The organism is Salinigranum sp. (assembly GCF_041641895.1).
In the GTDB taxonomy this organism is placed as follows: Archaea; Halobacteriota; Halobacteria; order Halobacteriales; family Haloferacaceae; genus Salinigranum.
The window spans coordinates 25,214-41,474 of the sequence record NZ_JBEPXO010000008.1 but is presented as its reverse complement, the minus strand read 5'-3'; the positions used below and the strand labels follow the sequence as shown (position 1 = coordinate 41,474).

General features: G+C 67.8%; 14 protein-coding genes. 8 read left to right on the top strand and 6 right to left on the bottom strand.

What is annotated here, in order from left to right:
• Positions 1–13: 13 nt before the first annotated feature.
• The gene (locus tag ACESK5_RS02960) at positions 14–496 is read right to left on the bottom strand and encodes a DUF3592 domain-containing protein (RefSeq protein ID WP_372910055.1); all 483 of its coding nucleotides are present in this window, start codon (positions 494–496) and stop codon (positions 14–16) included.
• Positions 497–516: 20 nt separating this feature from the next.
• Here ACESK5_RS02960 and ACESK5_RS02955 point away from each other — a divergent pair, with 20 nt between their 5' ends.
• Together ACESK5_RS02955 and ACESK5_RS02950 are read left to right on the top strand one after the other, a co-directional pair.
• Positions 517–717, top strand: coding sequence for a hypothetical protein (locus ACESK5_RS02955; RefSeq protein WP_372910054.1), 201 nt, complete (start codon positions 517–519; stop codon positions 715–717).
• A 29-nt stretch (positions 718–746) separates the two neighbouring features.
• The gene (locus tag ACESK5_RS02950; RefSeq protein ID WP_372910053.1) at positions 747–1,607 is read left to right on the top strand and encodes a VOC family protein; all 861 of its coding nucleotides are present in this window, start codon (positions 747–749) and stop codon (positions 1,605–1,607) included.
• Positions 1,608–1,640: 33 nt separating this feature from the next.
• Here the strand turns inward: ACESK5_RS02950 and ACESK5_RS02945 are convergent, their stop codons facing one another.
• Both ACESK5_RS02945 and ACESK5_RS02940 read right to left on the bottom strand, forming a co-directional pair.
• Positions 1,641–2,183: a hypothetical protein gene (locus ACESK5_RS02945; RefSeq protein ID WP_372910052.1), complete on the bottom strand. Its 543-nt coding sequence runs from the start codon at positions 2,181–2,183 to the stop codon at positions 1,641–1,643.
• Positions 2,184–2,252: 69 nt separating this feature from the next.
• Positions 2,253–2,621, bottom strand: coding sequence for a methylglyoxal synthase (locus ACESK5_RS02940; protein ID WP_372910051.1), 369 nt, complete (start codon positions 2,619–2,621; stop codon positions 2,253–2,255).
• 151 nt (positions 2,622–2,772) lie between these two features.
• On the opposite strand from ACESK5_RS02940, the gene ACESK5_RS02935 reads away from it, so the two are divergent.
• Complete coding sequence (locus ACESK5_RS02935; RefSeq protein WP_372910050.1) at positions 2,773–3,591, top strand: universal stress protein; 819 nt, start codon at positions 2,773–2,775, stop codon at positions 3,589–3,591.
• A gap of 77 nt (positions 3,592–3,668) precedes the next feature.
• On the opposite strand, the gene ACESK5_RS02930 is transcribed toward ACESK5_RS02935, so the two are convergent.
• Positions 3,669–5,594, bottom strand: a complete 1,926-nt coding sequence (locus ACESK5_RS02930) for a beta-CASP ribonuclease aCPSF1 (protein WP_372910049.1) — start codon at positions 5,592–5,594, stop codon at positions 3,669–3,671.
• A 279-nt stretch (positions 5,595–5,873) separates the two neighbouring features.
• On the opposite strand from ACESK5_RS02930, the gene ACESK5_RS02925 reads away from it, so the two are divergent.
• Positions 5,874–6,368: a hypothetical protein gene (locus tag ACESK5_RS02925; RefSeq protein WP_372910048.1), complete on the top strand. Its 495-nt coding sequence runs from the start codon at positions 5,874–5,876 to the stop codon at positions 6,366–6,368.
• Positions 6,369–6,383: 15 nt separating this feature from the next.
• On the opposite strand, the gene ACESK5_RS02920 is transcribed toward ACESK5_RS02925, so the two are convergent.
• Complete coding sequence (locus ACESK5_RS02920) at positions 6,384–6,896, bottom strand: HTH domain-containing protein (RefSeq protein WP_372910047.1); 513 nt, start codon at positions 6,894–6,896, stop codon at positions 6,384–6,386.
• Positions 6,897–7,071: 175 nt separating this feature from the next.
• Between ACESK5_RS02920 and proS the strand changes: the two genes are divergently transcribed.
• The 3 genes from proS (at position 7,072) to ACESK5_RS02905 (ending at position 14,496) form a co-directional block, all read left to right on the top strand.
• The gene (proS, locus tag ACESK5_RS02915) at positions 7,072–8,547 is read left to right on the top strand and encodes a proline--tRNA ligase (RefSeq protein ID WP_372910046.1); all 1,476 of its coding nucleotides are present in this window, start codon (positions 7,072–7,074) and stop codon (positions 8,545–8,547) included.
• Positions 8,548–8,756: 209 nt separating this feature from the next.
• A complete protein-coding gene (gene gltB / locus ACESK5_RS02910) occupies positions 8,757–13,298 on the top strand; it encodes a glutamate synthase large subunit (RefSeq protein ID WP_372910045.1) in 4,542 nt (1,513 codons plus the stop codon).
• A gap of 208 nt (positions 13,299–13,506) precedes the next feature.
• Positions 13,507–14,496, top strand: coding sequence for an NAD-dependent epimerase/dehydratase family protein (locus tag ACESK5_RS02905; RefSeq protein WP_372910044.1), 990 nt, complete (start codon positions 13,507–13,509; stop codon positions 14,494–14,496).
• A 24-nt stretch (positions 14,497–14,520) separates the two neighbouring features.
• Here the strand turns inward: ACESK5_RS02905 and ACESK5_RS02900 are convergent, their stop codons facing one another.
• Complete coding sequence (locus ACESK5_RS02900) at positions 14,521–15,210, bottom strand: HD domain-containing protein (RefSeq protein WP_372910042.1); 690 nt, start codon at positions 15,208–15,210, stop codon at positions 14,521–14,523.
• A 301-nt stretch (positions 15,211–15,511) separates the two neighbouring features.
• Here ACESK5_RS02900 and ACESK5_RS02895 point away from each other — a divergent pair, with 301 nt between their 5' ends.
• On the top strand, positions 15,512–16,240 hold the full coding sequence (locus ACESK5_RS02895) for an alanyl-tRNA editing protein (RefSeq protein WP_372910040.1): 729 nt from the start codon (positions 15,512–15,514) through the stop codon (positions 16,238–16,240).
• The last annotated feature ends 21 nt before the right edge of the window (positions 16,241–16,261 follow it).

Below are 16,261 nucleotides of genomic sequence, written 5' to 3'. Positions count from 1 at the left end.
ACCGACCGGGACCTCACTCCGCGTCCACCTCCGCACTGACACCCTTGAGGATGGACTTCCCACCCAGATAGACGAAAATCCCGCCGAAGACGACGCCCAGCAGTACGCCCGAGGGTTCCCCGGGGTCGCTGGTGAAGCTCTCGTCGGGGGTGTCGGGGTGGTAGTAGACGGACAATGGGTACCGGTCGCTGGCCCGTTCGACGGACCGTTCGGCTTCGTTCGGTGAGTCGTGCGTCCAGGACTCGCGCCCCTCGTAGCGCGCGCCGTCGACCGTGTACTCGTAGGAGACCTGTGCGACGTAGACCGTCCGCCAGGTGTCGCCCTGTAGCCGCCTGTCCCGTTCGACGGTCCCGCGCACGAACTCGGCTGTCGTCTCCTGGAACTCGTCGCGTATCTGGTAGTCCCGGTACTCGGTGTAGCCGATGCCCCCCGCGATGGCGAGTCCGATGAGCAAGAAGACGAAGCCACCGCCGACGGCGTTCCACTCTACACTCATCGCCCCACTCTCGTGGGCTGGTGGGCGCGTTCGACGGCGGTGCCGCGGTGAACCGACGGCGGTTTCTTCCCTGTACGCTGAAACGTCATGCGACGCTGATATACCGTCTCGTCTCTTATACCTGTAGGATTCACAACCCGAACGGGGTGGTCGGTCCGGTGCTCGACGCCCGACTCGGCCCGGCCGACGCGGGGGGTGGCCTCGCGGCCGTCGCCGACTGACCTTTCACGCCGCCGCGCCGAACGGCGGTATGCGTCCGGACGCTCCCTACTCGATGCCCGCGGCGGCGCACCCCGGCCGAATCGCGCTCCGCGTCGGCGACGTCGACACCCTCGTACCGTTCTACGGCGACGCCCTCGGCCTCGACGTCACCCACACTGGCGCCACGGCGCGGCTCTCGGCGGGCGACACCCCGCTGGTTCTCCTCGACGAGGACCCAGACGCGCCCGCCCGCCCGCGCGACGCCGCGGGCCTGTTCCACCTCGCCCTCCGCGTTCCCTCCCGGGCGGCGCTGGGTGACGTTCTGACCCGTCTCGACGACTCGCCGTTCTCGCTCTCGGGCGCGTCGGACCACCTCGTGAGCGAGGCGCTGTACCTCCACGACCCCGAGGGGAACGGTGTCGAGGTGTACCGGGACCGCCCGCGCGACGAGTGGACGTTCCGGGGCGACCGGGTCGAGATGGACACGCTCTCGCTGGACCTCGACGTGCTCCGGGACGCGGCGACGGGTGCGAGCGCCGACCGACTGCCTGGCGGGACGGACCTCGGCCACGTCCACCTCGAAGTGTCGTCGCTCGAGGACGCGAGAGCGTTCTACGTCGACACGCTGGGGCTGAACGTCCGGACGGAGTCGTACCAGGGTGCGCTGTTCGTCGCCGCCGGTGACTACCACCACCACGTCGGGCTGAACACGTGGAACGCTCGCCGGACGCCGGCGGGAGACCACCGCGGCGTCGAGTGGTTCGAGTTCCTCCTCCCCGACGAAGCGGCGGTGGACGCGCTCGCTGAGTCAGTCGGCCGTGCCGGTGGGCGTGGCGTCGAGCGTAACGGTGATTCCCTCCGACTCACCGACCCGGACGGCGTCGGCGTTCACGTCCGACCGACCGGGTGAGCGTGAGTCGGGGGCCGAGAGCGCGACTGGCGGTCAGCGCGAGCAGGCCGCCTCCTCGACGGGACCCTCGACCGGAACGTCGCCCGTGTGGTAGTCGGCGTCGGCCATCGTCCCCTCGAACGCGGGGATGGTGAGGCGGTAGTCGAAGACGAACGCGAAGGGAGCGAACGGATCCGCGAGGAACGCCGAGGCGTCCTCGACGCCCGCGAACAGGACGCCGGACTGCAGCGAGACGATCTGGGCGGTCTCCGTCGCCGCGACGGCCTCGATACCGAACGCGCCGGCCGCGGTGCCAGTGTCGGTGTCGTCAGCGCGACTCGTGTTCGTCGACCCGTCACTCTCGCTCTCACCCCCGAAGACGGCCGGCAGGAGCGAGAGGTGGAGGACGAGCCGTATCTGCGGACCCTCGGTGCCGACGACGAACTCCCAGCCGTCGGGTGGGAAACAGCGGTCCACGCCCGGCGCGTCCGTTCGGAGCGCTGTGGCCGCCGCGGAACCGGTCGTCCCGGAGACGACCAGGAGCGCGACGAGCAGTACGACTCTGACCGACCCGCTGTGCGACCCACCGGAGACCATACCGGAGGTAGGGGGTCGGACATCAAAAGTATCTCGCGTCGAGACAGTACTCCGAGGTGTACTGTCTCTTCACACGTCGGTCATCGCTTCGACGATGGCGTCGGCGCTCGCGCGGTTCGTCGCGAGCGGGACGTCGTGGACGTCGCAGATGCGGAGGAGCGCGGAGACGTCGGGCTCGTGCGGTTGTGCCGTCAGCGGGTCGCGGAAGAAGACGATGCCGTGACACGTCTCCTCGGCGACTTCGGCACCGATCTGGAGGTCACCGCCGAGCGGTCCCGACTGCTTCCGCTCGACGTCGAGGTCCGTCTCCTCGCGGAGTCGTTTTCCCGTGGTGCCGGTGGCGACGAGTTCACACTCCGCGAGCATGTGCTGGTGTTCCTGGGCGAAGTCGATGAGCTCTGGCTTCTTCTCGTCGTGAGCGATGAGCGCGAGGCGCATGCGTCCGTTCGTCCGCGAGGGCACGGCTTGAACTTACGGGACACGGGCCGACGGCGTCCTCGCGCGTGACAGTTCCCGCCCGCCGTCCGTTCTCACCCGGGGGGAATCGTGGTCCGGATACATTAATGAAAAATCATATCGTACGTTCGTTATGTACTCTGCACTGCTCCCCGTCGACCGCGATACGGACCGGGCGTTCCACCAGGCGACGTACGTCGCTCGCCTCGCCGACGGCGGTACGCCGGTCGAGGCGACCGTCCTCTACGTGGCTCCCCCGAACCGTTTCGACCGTCCCGAAGACGTCGAGTTCGCCACGCTGGAGGGCGCGGCCACGGCGGCCGACCGTCTGGAGGAGGCGGGTGTCTCGGTCGAACGAGTCGTCGACACCGGCGGCGTCCCACAGCAGATTATCGGCACCGCGGACGAACGCGACGCCGACGAGATTGTGATGGGTGGACGGAAACGAACGGGGGTGACGCGGGTGCTGCTCGGGAGCACCGTTCAGGACGTCGTCCTCTCGGCGGACCGCCCCGTCACGGTCACCGGTGGGACCGTCACACTCGGCACGGGCCGGCGCGACGTCCTGGTCCCGGTCGACCGCGACGTCGACCGGGCGCTGGCACAGGCGCGGTACGTCGCGAACCTGCCGAACGCCACCGAGCACGTCCACGCGACCGTCTGCTACGTCTTCCCCCACCAGGACTACGCGGGCGCGCCGCCGCACGAGTTCGCCGACGTCGACGCCGCTGTCGAGGCGGCCACGTATCTCGACGGCGAGGGGGTCGCCGTCGACCGACTGTCCCTCGGTGGCGAGGTGGTGTCGAAACTCCTCGACACTGCCGAGGACCTCGACGTCGACGGCATCGTCGTGGGCGGCCGCAAACGCTCCGGCGTGCAGCAGATACTCCTGGGTAGTACCTCTCTGGACACCACGCTCTCCGCGAAGCGTCCAGTCACCATTACGGGCTGAGCTACGTCACGGGCGGCCGCACCGCGACGCCACGCGTCTCGGTGGTGGGAGCGTCGGCGAGTGACGTCGACGGGCGGCTACTTGAAGCGGAACGTCTCGAGGTTCTTCGGCGCGAACGTCCGCATGTTGTAGTTGTGGTACAGCGCCGAGGAGAGGTCCTGGACGGAGCGCTCGTCGCCGTGGACACAGAGCACCTTCTCGGGGCGGGGGTTCATCGTCTTCACGAAGTTCTCCAGTCCCTGACGGTCGGCGTGGCCGGAGAAGCCGTCGACTGTCTCGACGCCCATCTTGAGCGTGAGCGTCGACGACCGGCCCATGTCGTTGCGGTCGTTCACCGGAATCTCGTCCCACCCGTTCTGGATGCGTCGCCCGAGCGTCCCCTGCGCCTGGTAGCCGACGAAGACGAGGTTCGAGTCCGGGTCCGGGCCGACGTGACGGAGCCAGGACATGATGGGGCCGCCGGTGATCATCCCGGAGGTCGAGAGGATGATGGCGGGGCCGCCGTCTTTCACCTCCTGCCGTTCGTCTTCGCCGCCGTCGATGTGGTTGAACTCCTCGGCGAGGAACGGGTTGGCGTCCTCGTGGAAGATCCGGTCGCGGAGGTCGTCGCGGAGATACTCGGGGTAGGTGGTGTGGATGGCGGTGGCCTCCCAGATCATCCCGTCGAGGTGGACGGGCATGCTCGGAATCTTGTCGTTCCGCATCGCCTCCTCGAGGACGAGCATGATTTCCTGGGAACGGCCGACGGCGAAGGCCGGGATGACGACCTTCCCGCCCTGCTCGTGCGTCTCGTTGATGATGTCGAGCAGTTTCCGCTCGGAGTCCTCCTGGTCGGTCTGGTAGTCGTTCCGTCCGCCGTACGTGGATTCGAGGACGAGCGTCTCCACGCGCGGGAAGTCGTTGACCGCGCCGTTGAACAGCCGGGTGTCCTTGTAGTGGATGTCGCCCGAGAACGCGACGTTGTAGAGGCCGTCGCCGATGTGGAAGTGCGTCACCGCCGAGCCGAGGATGTGGCCCGCGTTGTGGAACGTGAGCTTCACGTCGGGGGCGATGTCGGTGACGTCGCCGTACTCCAGCGGAATGCAGTGTTTGATGGCCTCGCGGACCATCTCCGACTCGTAGGGCGGGGTGCGGCCCTCCTTCGAGGCGACGTCGAGGTAGTCGAGCGTGAGGAGGCCCATCAGGTCACGCGTGGGTTCGGTGCAGTAGATGGGGCCGTCGTAGCCGTACTTGAAGAGCAGCGGGATGAGCGCGGAGTGATCGAGGTGGGCGTGGGTCAGCACCACCGCGTCGAGGGTGTTCGCGCCCGCACCGAGCGCCTCCGGCACCTGCAGGTAGGGGACCTCCCCCTCGGCCCCGGGCTTGTCACCACAGTCTATCAGGACGCGGGTCTCGGGCGTCGAGAGGATGAACGAGGCCCGACCCACCTCGCGGCAACAGCCGAGCGTGGTGATCCGGACCCACTCGTCGTTCGAGAGTTCCTGGCGGTGGATCTGCCGCCCGACGCGCTCGAGGATGGACCGGCGCTCCTCTCGTTCCTGCTTGAGGAAGTTGCGGACGTTCGACACCGTCGCGCTCTCGATGGGCGGCGTACGGACCACCTCGGGCGTCCAGCCCACCTCCTGTGTGATCTTTCGGAGGGTCGAGCCGTGGCGGCCGATGACCATCCCGGGCTTCTCGGCTTCGATGACGATTTCGCCGGTGTCCTCGTGGAAGTCCAGCGAGGTGACGCCGGCCTCCTCGGGGATGACGTCGAGCACCTGCGCCTCGGCTTCTCTGGGGGTGGTGAGGACGTCGGGGTCCGGTCGGACCGTGATACGCTTCCGGAGTTTCGAGGCCAGTTTCCGGATGAGGTCACCGTTCTGCGCGAACTGCTTGGGGTGTCTGGTGTACACCACCAGTTCCGGTCCCTCGTACTTCACGTCCGAGACCGAGATGTCCGCCGGCAGCTCGGATTCGATCTCTGCTTGTAACTGATCGAGTTGCTTGTCTACGGAGCTCATAACTGAGAGCGATTCGCCCATCCTGTGGACGCATCGGGGTCGGGCTCGACTGTCTCTTCACCGTCCGCGGTCGGTCCTCTCGGCTCCGCTGGCGAGCGCTCTGTCCAGCGCGTGCCGACGAGGGGAGACCCGAGAGAGTGCATTATCGACTAGGTCAGTAGTGCAGTGTCGTGACTGCGGTGCGGGAAGAGGCAGTGAGAACCCGCTTAATCGGGTCTAACATCGCCGAGTTATAAAAGCCTTCGCAAACCCGAAGTGTCCTGGTCGCCTCGTCCCCCCATGCGACTCACCCCCGACCGGGTCGAACGCGAGTACGAGTGGACGCGAGCGCGGGCCCCCCGCATCGTCGAAGTCATCAACGACACGCGCGAGCGACTCGGGGAGGTCTTCGGCGTCACCGTCGACCCCGTCACCGAAGACCAGTTCCGGGACGAGGTCGACGAGGTTTTCGCCGACGGCGAGCGCGCCGTCAACGTCGCCGCCTACGTCGCGATTCTCCGTGACATCGACGTCGAGGGCGACTATCCGGGGTTCGTCGTCGACGAGATTCTGGGCCGTGAACTCGCAGCGACCATCGCGGGCGGGCACCCGCTGGCGCTCCTCGCACAGGCGACGTTCCACGTCGCGGACGTCTTCACCCACACGGAAGGGGCGGCCGGCGTCGACGACCTGGACGCGGCGCTCGCGGCGGGCTTTCAGACGCGGCTCCCCGGGTGGTCGTGGCGCGAGACCGACCCGTTCTCGGTGTCCCCGCGAGACCCCTCACGCGAGTGAGGCCCCTACGACCCGTCAGCCGAGGAGTCGCGAGCGCGACGACAGCTCCGTCGGGGACTCGCTCCCCTCGAACTGTTCGAGTCGTTCGGAGATACACCGCGCCCGTCGTCCGCGGTCACAGGGGGTGACGTTCACCAGCACGCCGTCCTCGTACTCCGCGAGGAGCACTCGCGGGACGCACTGGGTGACGTACTCGGGACCCATCCGGCCGCGCCCGGCACGCCGTCGCTCGCCGAACCCCGCCAGTTCGGTCCCGTGTTGCCACGCCCAGCGCTTGAACGTCTGGAGCGCCACCCGTTCCTCCCGTTCGCGGTGGCTGTGCAGGCGCGAGGAGAGGTCCTGGTGTGTGTCCCACTCGCGGACCTCGACCCTCTCGACCTCCCCTTCCGATTTGAGCGCCCGTGCCCGCGTGACGAGCCGACTGGCTTCGTCGTCGCGAGCGCCGGGCCGTATCCAGAGTTCGAGTCGTCTCCCCGTCGTCTGCCCCGGGCGGGAGTACCGCTCGGGGCTGTTGGTCGACGCTGACATCCCCGTTCGAACGACGACGATTGTTAACAAGTAACTATCCCCTGGATGGCCGTCTCGCACACGACCGGCGACGACGACGGCTCCGTCGGGCGAGTCCACCGGCCGACGCGTCGCGTCCGGGACCGGATTGGGCGCTTCGGGGTCTTTAAGACGGCGCTGACGCAACGCACCGGCAATGAGCGACGACCAGGAACTCGGCATCACCGAGTCGAAATCGCACCGAACCGGCGAGTGGTACGCCGAAGTGGTCCAGAAGGCGGGGCTGGCGAACTACGCCCCCGAGGGGATGAGCGGGTTCATCATCACCCGCCCCCGGGGGTACGCGCTCTGGGAACGACTCCAGCGCCATCTCGACGCGAAGTTCAAAGCGACGGGCGTCCAGAACGCGTACTTCCCGCTGTTCATCCCCGAGTCGTACCTCGAACGCGAGAAGGACATCGTCGAGGGTTTCGACCCCGAGGTGGCGTGGGTCACGCACGGCGGCCACGAGGAACTGGAGGAACGGCTCGCCGTCCGACCCACCTCCGAGTCCATCATCGCTCCCTACATGAGTCGGTGGGTCCGGAGCCACCGTGACCTCCCCCTCAGGGTGAACCAGTGGGCCTCCGTCGTCCGGTGGGAGGCGACGGAGACGAAGCCGTTCTTCCGGACGAAGGAGTTCCTCTGGCAGGAGGGGCACACGGCCCACGAGAGTCACGAGGACGCCTGGGAAGAGACCATCCTCCGACTGGACCAGTACCAGGAGACGTACGAGGAGGTCCTCGCCATCCCCGTCCTGCGGGGACAGAAGCCCGACCACGACAAGTTCCCGGGCGCACACACCACCACCACCGTCGAGGCGCTGATGCCCGACGGGAAGTCCGTCCAGGGCGCGACGAGCCACCACCTCGGCACGTCGTTCGCCGAGGCGTTCGACATCGCCTACACGGACGAGAACGAGGACGAGCAGGTGGCACACACCACGTCGTGGGGGCTGTCGTGGCGCGCGCTCGGCGCGCTCATTATGACCCACTCGGACGAGCAGGGGCTGGTCCTCCCGCCGGCCGTCGCACCCGAACAGGTGGTCGTCGTCCCCATCTGGCAGTCGGAGACGAGAGAGCGGGTGCTCGACTACGCCGAGGGAGTCGCCGAGGAACTCGACGCGGCCGGAATCAGAGTGGAACTCGACGACCGCGACGAGCGCAACCCCGGCTTCAAGTTCAACGAGTGGGAGCTGAAGGGTGTCCCGCTGAGAGTCGAAATCGGCCCGAACGAGGTGGACGACGAGGCGCTCACCCTCGCGCACCGACCCGACAGCGAGAAACACGAGGTCGGCCGCCAGGACGCCGTCGACACCGTCGAGAACCACCTCGACGAGGTCTTCGCCAAACTGTACGCCGCGGCCGAAGAGACGCTGGAGGGGGCCGTCCGCGAGGCCTACTCCCGGGCCGACATCCTCGGGACGCTCGGCCGCCACGGCGGCTACGTGAAGGCCCCCTGGTGCGGTGACGAGGCGTGTGAGACCGAGATCAAAGACCAGATCGCGGCCGAAATCGTCATGGTGCCGTTCCACGCCGCGGACGAACCGGGCGAACTCGTCCACGAGGGCGAAGACTGTGCGGTCTGCGGCGAGGACGCCGTCGAGACGGCGTACTTCGCGAAGTCGTACTGACTGCTCCGAGCCGTCGCCCGCTCTCGCCCCCTCCCCGACCACCGGTCGATTCCACGGGGGAGACGGTCCTACACGGTCGTTCGTCCCGTTCGGCGTCCGTCGACTCCCGCTCGCCGCCGATACTGATTGATATTATTACCTTATATGTGATTAACACACCCTTATCCCTTGATGAGTAGCCTGATAAGTGCGAAGTCCAATCGGGGTGTATGACCAAGCCACACAGAGACACCCACGCCGCGCCGGCGGGGCTCGCGGACCCCACGGACGAACGCTCGAACTGCGGCGTAGGTGCCGTAATCGACCTCGACGGCGGCGCTTCCCACGACGTCGTCGCGGACGGTCTGGAACTTCTGGAGAACCTCGAACACCGAGGCACCACTGGCGCCGAGGAGGAGACCGGCGACGGGGCCGGCGTCCTCATCCAGCGACCCGACGAGTTCTTCGCGGCAGTCGTCGACATCGACCTCCCCGAGACGTACGCCGTCGGGTCGGTATTCATGCCTCAGAATGGTGACGATCGCCGTGCGCTCGAAGGAGTCGTCGAGTCGACGCTCGAAGCACACGGCGTCGAGATACTCACCTGGCGCGACGTCCCGACGGAGAACGGCGGGCTGGGCAAGACCGCCCTCGAATCCGAACCCGACGTCCGGCAGGTATTCGTGGCACCCGCCGAAGGCGACTCGGCCGACGCCGAGGGGTTCGACCGGTCGCTGTACGTCGGTCGTCGTGCCGTCGAGAAGGCCGTCGAGTCGTCGAACGTCTCCGGTGCGGAGCGGTTCTACGTCTGCTCGCTCGACCGCAAGACCCTGGTGTACAAAGGTCTGCTGAAGGGTGACCAGGTCGCCGACTACTACCCCGACCTCTCCGACGAGCGCGTGAAGACGACGCTCACGCTCGTCCACGCGCGGTTCTCGACGAACACGCTGGGCGCGTGGCACCTCGCCCACCCGTACCGCCAGATCATCCACAACGGCGAGATAAACACCATCCAGGGGAACATCAACTGGATGCGCGCCCGGGAGACGGACCTCGCCGCCCCCGAGTTCGGCGAGGACCTCGAGACGCTGAAACCCGTCATCAACGACCCGGGCCAGTCCGACACCGCCTCGGTGGACAACGCCATCGAACTGCTCCTCAACACGGGCCGTGAACTCCCACACGTCCTCCGGATGCTCATCCCCGAGGCGTTCGAGGGCGACGAGGAGATGGCACAGGAACGAAAAGACTGGTACGACTTCCACGCCTCGCTCATCGAACCGTGGGACGGTCCCGCGCTCGTGGCTGCCACGGACGGCGACCGGGTCGCCGCTGTCCTGGACCGCAACGGCCTCCGGCCGTGTCGGTACGACATCACCACGGACAACACGCTCGTGATGGCGAGCGAAGTGGGGGCGCTCGACACCGACCCCGCCGAAATCAGGGAGCGCGGCCGGCTCCAGCCGGGCCAGCTGTTCATGGCCGACCCCGACGAGGGGCGTGTCATCCCCGACGAGGAGGTGTTCGACCGCCTCACCGACGAGAAGTACGGCGAGTGGGTCCGCGAACACCAGGTCGAACTCGCCGACCTGGTCGACGACGCCGACCTGCTCCCCCGTGACGAGGTCGACCACCTCCGCGCACAGCAGGCGGCGTTCGGCTACACTCACGACCAGCTGAACCACCTCATCGAGCCGATGGCCCAGTCGGGGAAGGACCCCGTCGGGTCGATGGGCGACGACACCCCCCTCTCGGTGCTGTCGGACATCAACCGCCCGCTGTTCACCTACTTCAAGCAGCTGTTCGCGCAGGTGACGAACCCACCGCTCGACTACATCCGCGAGGAACTCGTCACCTCGCTCGAGTCCCGACTCGGCTACCAGCGGAACCTCCTCGACGAGAGCCCCGAACACGCCCAGCAGCTCGTGCTCGACTCGCCCGTCCTCACCGACGCGCAGTTGGCCGGCGTTCGGGACCTCGACGGCGACATCTCGTCGGCCGTCGTCGACATCACCTACGAGAAGGGCACCGACCTCGAAGCGGCCGTCGAGCGCATTCGCGACGACGCCCGGGACGCTATCGAGGAGGGTGCGACCGTCGTCGTGCTCTCCGACCGGAACGTCGGCGCGGAGCGTGTGGCCGCCCCCAGCCTGCTCGTCACGGGAGCCGTCCACCACGCCCTGGTCCGGAACGGGCTCCGGAACCACGCCGGCCTCGTCCTCGAATCGGGTGACCCCCGGGAGGTCCATCACATCGCGACGCTCGTCGGCTACGGCGCCGACGCCGTCAACCCGTACCTCGCCTACCAGACCATCTGCGACATCGTCGCCGGTCCCGACGGCGCCGACGAAGCGGAGGCCATCGGGGCGTACAAGAAGGCGCTGGAGGACGGCCTCCTGAAGACGATGGCGAAGATGGGCATCTCCACCGTCGAATCGTACCAGGGCGCACAGATATTCGAGGCGGTCGGACTCGACTCGGCGTTCGTCGGCGAGTACTTCGAGGGGACCGAGATTCGGACGGAGGGAATCGGCCTCCCGCAGATCGAGGAGGACCTCCTGACGCGGCACGCGGTGGGTTTCGGCACCGACCCCGAACTCGACCGCTCCGGCGAGTACGAGAACCGGTCGAGCGGCCTCCACCACCGCTGGAACCCCAAGACCGTGGGGACGCTCCAGCAGGCCGTCCGCTCCGGGAGCTACGACAAGTACGGCGAGTTCGCCGAGCTGGTGAACGACCAGTCGAAGGAGCTCCAGACGCTCCGCGGCCTCCTCGAGTTCGACTCGGACCGCGACCCTGTTCCACTCGAGGAGGTCGAGCCGGTCGAAGACATCGTCACGCGCTTCTCGACGGCAGCGATGTCACTCGGGTCGCTCTCGCCGGAGGCCCACGAGAACAACTCCATCGCGATGAACCGCCTCGGCGGCAAGTCCAACTCCGGTGAGGGCGGCGAACCGCCCGAACGGTTCGGCACCGAGAAGGAGTGCAACGTCAAGCAGGTCGCCTCCGGCCGCTTCGGCGTCACCTCCGAGTACCTCACGAACGCCGAGGAGATTCAGATCAAGATGGCCCAGGGTTCGAAGCCCGGCGAGGGGGGTCACCTCCCCGGCAAGAAGGTCAACGAGATGATCGCCCACGTCCGGTTCTCCACCCCCGGCGTCGGCCTCATCTCGCCGCCGCCGCTGCACGACATCTACTCCATCGAGGACCTCAAACAGCTCATCCACGACCTCAAGGTCGCCAACCCCGACGCGGACATCAACGTCAAACTCGTCTCGGAGGCGGGCATCGGCACGATTGCAGCCGGCGTCGCCAAGGCGAACGCCGACGTGGTCCACATCTCGGGTGACTCCGGTGGGACGGGTGCCTCGCCCAAGACGTCCATCAAGAACGCGGGCCTCCCGTGGGAACTCGGGCTCGCCGAGGCGAACCAGATGCTCCGGGCGACGAACCTCCGCTCGCGCATCAAGGTCTCGACCGACGGCGGCCTGATGACCGGCCGCGACGTCGCCGTCGCGGCCCTCCTCGGCGCCGAGGAGTACATCTTCGGGACGGCGTCGCTGGTGACGAGCGGCTGTGTGATGGCCCGCCAGTGCCACGAGAACACCTGTCCGGTCGGCGTGGCGACCCAGAACGAGAAGCTGCGTGAGCGGTTCCCCGGCAAGCCACAGCACGTCATCAACTACATGACGTTCATGGCTCAGGAACTGCGTGAGATCATGGCCGACCTCGGGTTCCGGACGGTCGACGAGATGGTGGGGCGTCCGTCGCTCCTGCGTCAGCGCTCGACCGACCACCCGAAGGCGAAACACCTCGACCTCTCGGCGGTCATCGCCGAGCCCGCGCCGGGATCGCGGTACAAGACCGAAGAGCAGCGACACGCCGACGTGGCGAAACAGCTCGACCACGACCTCATCGAGCAGGCGCAGCCGGCCCTCCACGAGGGCCGAGGCGTCCGCATCCAGTCCGACATCTCCAACGTCGACCGGGCAGTCGGTGCGATGCTCTCGAACCGCATCTCCCGCGAGTACGGTGGCGCCGGCCTGCCCGACGACACCATCAGCATCGACTTCGAGGGCGTCGCGGGGCAGTCGTTCGGCGCGTTCGTCGCGAGCGGCGTGACGATGCGCCTCGAGGGCGCGTGCAACGACTACGTCGGCAAGGGCCTCTCCGGCGGGAAGCTCATCGTCCGGACCCCCGACACCGCCGCGTACGAGGCCGACGAGAACGTCCTCATCGGCAACGTCGCGCTGTACGGGGCGACGCAGGGCGAGGCGTACATCAACGGTGTCGCCGGCGAACGCTTCGCCGTCCGCAACTCCGGCGTCAAGGCCGTCGTCGAAGGCGTCGGCGACCACGGCTGTGAGTACATGACTGGCGGCGTCGTCGCCGTCCTCGGCGAGACGGGGAAGAACTTCGCGGCCGGGATGTCCGGTGGCGTCGCGTACGTCTACGACCCCGACGACGAGTTCGCCCGGAAGGCGAACACGGGGATGGTCTCGCTCGAGGAGACGCTCGACGAGTCCGACGAGGCGATGCTCCGCCGTCTGGTCGAGAACCACGCCGAGTACACCGACTCCGACCGCGCCGCGTGGATGCTCGACGACTGGGCCGAGGTCCAAGCACAGTTCGTGAAGGTGATGCCCGACGCTTACGCCGAGGTCATCGCCGAGCGCGCACGCGACGACGTCCGCACGGAACTGCCCGAGGAGGCGAGCGCGTCGGGCGTCGAGACGGACGCGGGCGGTGTGGCGACGACCGGCGACGACTGAGGCTGACCGACTGCGGTCGGGACGCGCCGGTTCGCTGCCCGTAGCTTCTTATCGGAGGACGCGACCAGCGGGACGTGTGTTCCCGACTGCGGCCACGGAGCGCCTGCGGGTGCGTGGTGCGTCCGTTTCGTGGCTGAGACGACCGACGCACCACCTGCTCGCTCGACTCGGGTGACACGCTTTACTGTCGGCACCCACTCCGGAGGGTATGGACGCCGCACTCGTCGTCGGCGGGACTCGCTTCGTCGGCCGCCACCTCGTCGAACACCTCCTCGACCACGACTACCACGTCACCCTGTTCAACCGCGGGACCCACGAGGACCCGTTCGCGTCCCACGAGCGGGTCGACCACGTCCAAGGCGACCGGAGCGTGAAGACCGACCTCCAGGCGGCGGCGATGACCGTCGACTACGACGCGGTGTTCGACGTGGTCGCGTACCATCCCGAGGAGGTCGCGACTGCGACCGACGTCTTCGCCGACGCCGAGGCGTACGTCTACGTCTCCAGCGGAGCGGCGTACGGTGACGAGGTCGTCCCGAAACGCGAGGACGAGACCGGTCTCGAACCGTGTACGCCGGACCAGGCGACCGACGACTCCGCGGCGACGTACGGCGCCCGGAAGGCCGCAGGTGACCGGGCCGTGTTCGAGGCCGCCGCGCAGGGCGTCCGCGCGATGTCGGTTCGACCGTGCGTCGTCTACGGGCCGCACGACTACACGGAGCGGACGGACTACTGGCTCGCACGCGTCCGCGAGCACGACCGCGTACTCGTCCCCGGCGACGGGACGAACGTGTGGCACCGCGTGTACGCCCCCGACGTCGCCGAGGCGATGCGGCTCGTCGCCGAACGGGGCGACGCGGGCGAAGCGTACAACGTCGGTGACCGCCGACTCACCACCCTGCGGGAGTACGTCGACCTCGCGGCGGACGCGATGGGGACCGACGTGGAGGTCGTCACCGCCGGCGAGCGGGAACTCGCGGCCGGTGGACTCGCCCCGACGGGCTTCCCGCTGTACCGGTCGTACCCTCACGTCATGTCGACGGCGAAACTCGCCCGCCTCGGCTGGGAGTCGACGCCGCTCTCGTCGGCGATGCTCGCGACGGCGGACGACCACCGCGAGTCGGACCGGGACGGGTCGGAGGTCGGTCCCGACCGCTCGGACGAAGAGCGCGTCCTCGGCGTGCTCGACACGCTCTGACCAGCGCCCGACCGTCGGCCGTACCTACCCGGCGAAGCCGTCGTGGTCCATGTTCGGGACCTCCTCCTCGAGCCACTCCTGGAACCACTTCACCCGCGTGAGGCGCTGGTGGACGAGGCTCTCGGCGGTATCCGATTCGACTCGTCGGGACGCGTCCTTGCCGCGTTCGAGGACGCGCTGGACCATCTCCGCGGCGTCCATGTGGGTTCGCGCCTCGTAGCCCATCCGCAGGAGCATCAGCGCCGTCCCGTTGGCACCGACTTTGTCGATGATGTCGGCCTCGATGAGACAGCGCGTCTCGAGTGAGACGTCCGAGAGCGGTCCCTGGTATGAGTGTTCGGAGACGACCTGACACACCTGCTCGACGAGCGACTGCGCGAAGTCGCCGTGACTCGTGAGATACTCGCGGGCGACGCGTGCCCCCTCCTCGGCGTGGACCTCCTGGTCGGCTTCGAGTTTCGCGATGTCGTGGAAGAGCGCGGCGATGGTGACGACGTCCACGTCCGCTCCCTCGCGCTCGGCGATATGTGCGGCGAGGTCGACGACGTTGAGGATGTGGTTGTAGCGGTACTCCGCGCTGTGCCACGGATACCACCGCATCCGTCCGCCGTCGTCCTCGTTCTCGACGCTCGCGTCGAGATAGTCGTACACGAACGACTTCATCTCCTCGAACGCGCTCTCGGAGACGGGCGATTCCTGGATTTCAACGCCCACAGCAACACCTCCCGATTCGAAATACTCTCTGATAGTTCATTACATCGCAAAACGGCTTTTCGGCTCTTAGGCGTTACGACGCACTGGACGGGGTCGTGCGCGCTCGCGGGCGTTACTGTCGCCGCGCCCGCGCGTCCGACAGAGCTGGGGGACGGCCTCGGGTGTCCACCGGTTCGTGGCGTCTGCACGGCGCACGACGTCTCGAGGACATCGTGTGTCGACGACGCTCCGTGCCGACTGGCGGTCACCGGACACTGGTGGACCAGGAACCCGTAAGTGTCCAAACGCCGTTCTTCGGGTCGTGACCACCGAACGCTATCTCACGGAGACCGACAGACGGACCTTCGAGGCGACCGTCGAACGCGTCCTCGACGACCGCGTCGTCCTCGACTCGACCTGTTTCTACCCGACGGGTGGTGGCCAGCCTCACGACACCGGTGTCCTGCGGGCCGACGGCAGGCGCTGGCGCGTCACCGACGTGGCGAAGCGAGACACCGTCTACCACACGCTCGACGTCGGGGACGCCGACCCCCCGGACGTCGGGACGACCGTCGTCGGGGAACTCGACTGGGAGCGCCGGTACGCACACATGCGGTACCACACGGCACAGCACCTCCTCTCGGCGGTACTCCTCGAACTGTTCGACGCGGAGACGACCGGTAACCAGCTGTACGCTGACCACGCGCACCTCGACTGCGCCTATCCGCGGTTCTCGACGACCGACCTCGCGGACGTCGAGCGCCGGCTGAACGACCTGGTCGCCGCCGACACCCCCGTCGAGTGGTACGTCCTCGACCGCACGGAGGCCGAGGCACGGCTCGACCCCGCGCGGACGCGGCTCCACCTCCTCCCCGACTCCATCACCGAGGTCCGTCTCGTCGAGATTACCGGCCCCGACGGGACGGTCTACGACCGGACTGCCTGTGCGGGGACGCACGTAGCCTCCACTGGGGACGTCGGCCGGGTTGACGTCGTCGGGCGCGAGACGAAGGGGACGGACGAGGAACGCGTCGAGTTCGTCCTCTCGTAGCGCAGTCGTGCGGTTTCGTGC

Coding starts and splice junctions, on each gene's coding strand:
- ACESK5_RS02905 (WP_372910044.1), top strand. CDS start 13,507: ATGGACGCCGCACTCGTCGTCGGCGGGACTCGCTTCGTCGGCCGCCAC.
- ACESK5_RS02925 (WP_372910048.1), top strand. CDS start 5,874: ATGCGACTCACCCCCGACCGGGTCGAACGCGAGTACGAGTGGACGCGA.
- ACESK5_RS02945 (WP_372910052.1), bottom strand. CDS start 2,183: ATGGTCTCCGGTGGGTCGCACAGCGGGTCGGTCAGAGTCGTACTGCTC.
- ACESK5_RS02950 (WP_372910053.1), top strand. CDS start 747: ATGCGTCCGGACGCTCCCTACTCGATGCCCGCGGCGGCGCACCCCGGC.
- ACESK5_RS02960 (WP_372910055.1), bottom strand. CDS start 496: ATGAGTGTAGAGTGGAACGCCGTCGGCGGTGGCTTCGTCTTCTTGCTC.
- proS (WP_372910046.1), top strand. CDS start 7,072: ATGAGCGACGACCAGGAACTCGGCATCACCGAGTCGAAATCGCACCGA.
- ACESK5_RS02930 (WP_372910049.1), bottom strand. CDS start 5,594: ATGAGCTCCGTAGACAAGCAACTCGATCAGTTACAAGCAGAGATCGAA.
- gltB (WP_372910045.1), top strand. CDS start 8,757: ATGACCAAGCCACACAGAGACACCCACGCCGCGCCGGCGGGGCTCGCG.
- ACESK5_RS02920 (WP_372910047.1), bottom strand. CDS start 6,896: ATGTCAGCGTCGACCAACAGCCCCGAGCGGTACTCCCGCCCGGGGCAG.
- ACESK5_RS02935 (WP_372910050.1), top strand. CDS start 2,773: ATGTACTCTGCACTGCTCCCCGTCGACCGCGATACGGACCGGGCGTTC.
- ACESK5_RS02940 (WP_372910051.1), bottom strand. CDS start 2,621: ATGCGCCTCGCGCTCATCGCTCACGACGAGAAGAAGCCAGAGCTCATC.